This window comes from Rhodococcus sp. EPR-134, assembly GCF_001647205.1.
GTDB lineage: Bacteria > Actinomycetota > Actinomycetes > Mycobacteriales > Mycobacteriaceae > Rhodococcus_F > Rhodococcus_F qingshengii.
Map to the genome: position 1 here is coordinate 1 of NZ_LVCT01000108.1, position 2,201 is coordinate 2,201.

A 2,201-nucleotide genomic window follows, 5' to 3' on the forward strand; every position below is an offset into this window, starting at 1 on the left:
TCGCGGTGCGTAAGAACATTGTTGTCCTCCACACACCTGAACCCGTGCCCGTCGACAAACACCCGTAATCCACCCCTTGCACCACTAGCCAGTAGAGGAATGCCACATGACCGCTTACCGCACAATCGTGGTAGGTACCGACGGCTCGGAGTCGTCTCTTCGCGCAGTGGAAAAAGCAGCCGCATTGGCTGCCGACGAATCAGCGGCGCTGAACATCGTCGTCGCATACCATCCCGAGTCAGCCCAGGCACTTCTCTCGCTGGACGACCAACCACGAAGTGATCATGACGCCGACGCGGCATCAAAAGTCCTTCGATCCGCGCGCTCGCACGCGAATGCGCTCGGAATCGCCCAGGTCGAAACCCGGCTCGTTGCTGGTAACCCTGTCGAGGTCCTGTTAGCGCTCGTTCTGGAAGTTGACGCAGACATGCTCGTAGTGGGCAATCGCGGCCTCAACTCACTCAGCGGCCGACTGCTCGGGTCAGTCCCCGCAGACTTGGCGCGCCGCGCACCGTGCGATGTCCTGATCGTGCACACCGTGCACTAATTCTGTTCCTGGTTGCGCATTCGGTCGGATCCACGATGACAGTCCGAGCGCGTAGCCGGAGCATTTCTGCGCCGCGCACGGTGGTGGCGGCAACGCGCTGACATATATTCCGCCACCACCGTCCAAGCGAACCATGTTCCGAACAAACAGCCGAACCATGTTCCGAACAAACGGCATTGGCTAGAGCTACTCACTCATCGATGGAGATAGGGACGAGAAATTGGCTTCCGACCGCACTACAACACCCCGCAATCGAATACCACTCGAACACGCCAGGTCATGGCTACTTACTGCAGCCACATCAACAGAACAATTCACCATCGCACATCACTGCACGAGTGACGCGGTCATCTACGACCTCGAAGACGGGATCCTCCCAGACCTGCGGGGCGGTGCACGACACGCATTGCGCTCGTGGCTCTCCCCAACACATCGAGGATGGGTACGCATCAATCCTGCCGGAAGCCCAGACTGGCGGGACGACTTGGACGCGCTCAGAAACCAACCCGGAGTCGAGGGTGTCGTCCTCGCCAAATGCGAATCAGCACAACACATCGAAGAAACCGCAACCCGTCTACCTGCCTCAACACCGATCATCGCGTTGATCGAATCAGCCTTGGGTATCGAACGCGGATTCGATATCGCGTCAACTCCGCACACCCAGCGACTCGCGTTCGGAATAGGCGACTTTCGACTCGACACCGCAACATCCACCGAACCCGCAGCTCTTGCCTACGCACGAGGCCGCATGGTCGTAGCCAGTCGAGCAGCCGGGATCGCCGGACCAATCGATGGCCCAACGGTCTCGAAACATGACAACCAACTCGAAATCGACCTCGGCGTTACGCGGTCGATGGGATTTACCGGCAAGCTCTGCATGCGCCCTGAGGACACCGCCCGAGTGAATACGGCATTGAGTCCCACCAACGACGATGTCCAATGGGCGGGAGACACAATCGACAGGTTGGGAATCGACGGGCACAACATCCGACATGGGAGCGACCGCCCCGCTCTAGCCCGTGCACATCGGATACACCAGATCGCAACGGTCTTTTCGAACCTCTGAGCGGCCGTGAACTCTGAAACCCCCGACTGCTCTCCGTTGTCCAGTTCCGATCATGATCTAGTCGCACATCCCCTGTCGCCTCTGAACGATCTATGGGAATGGCAGTTGAGGGCCTCCTGCCGCCAAGCCGATCCCAATCTCTTCTTCTCACCGGAGGGCGAAAGTCAATCTGCTCGAGACGATCGGGAAGCAACCGCCAAACAACTCTGTGCCGACTGTCCTGTGATCTCCGAATGCCGCTTCCACGCAGACACAGCCACCGAACGATTCGGAATCTGGGGAGGCACCACCGAAACCGACCGCAAGCGCACCAACATCCGAACCAACACAGCGTCATCAACCTCACACGAGATCGAACTGCGACGTCCACGCAAACGACTCACCATTTCTAGCACTCACTTGCCTCCCGGAAAACGTCCAGCATTTCGAGCGACTGAGCGGGGAAGAAATGAGTCTCCAGCAGCGCAATACTGAATTCGGTCCTTCGTGTCTTCTTCGCTGGCGATGCGGGCAGTGCACACCTCAAGCGTTTCCGAAACCCTCAGGGTGCTGCGTAACTTGCTTTTCGAGGTAAGGCAACTCGGTGGT

Annotated in this window: 3 protein-coding genes; all 3 read left to right on the top strand. The window is 58.6% G+C overall.

Going from position 1 to position 2,201, the window contains the following annotated elements; genetic code table 11:
• Nucleotides 1-106: 106 nt before the first annotated feature.
• The 3 genes from A2J01_RS05245 (at nucleotide 107) to A2J01_RS05255 (ending at nucleotide 2,087) form a co-directional block, all read left to right on the top strand.
• The gene (locus tag A2J01_RS05245) at nucleotides 107-547 is read left to right on the top strand and encodes a universal stress protein (RefSeq protein WP_047269987.1); all 441 of its coding nucleotides are present in this window, start codon (nucleotides 107-109) and stop codon (nucleotides 545-547) included.
• Nucleotides 548-767: 220 nt separating this feature from the next.
• Entirely contained in the window at nucleotides 768-1,613 is an 846-nt protein-coding gene (locus A2J01_RS05250) for an HpcH/HpaI aldolase/citrate lyase family protein (protein ID WP_047269986.1), read from the top strand.
• A gap of 6 nt (nucleotides 1,614-1,619) precedes the next feature.
• On the top strand, nucleotides 1,620-2,087 hold the full coding sequence (locus A2J01_RS05255; RefSeq protein ID WP_230691654.1) for a WhiB family transcriptional regulator: 468 nt from the start codon (nucleotides 1,620-1,622) through the stop codon (nucleotides 2,085-2,087).
• Nucleotides 2,088-2,201 lie beyond the last annotated feature (114 nt).

Bases quoted from the DNA above. Each gene is read 5' to 3' on its own strand.
- A2J01_RS05245 (WP_047269987.1), top strand. From the start codon at position 107: ATGACCGCTTACCGCACAATCGTGGTAGGTACCGACGGCTCGGAGTCG.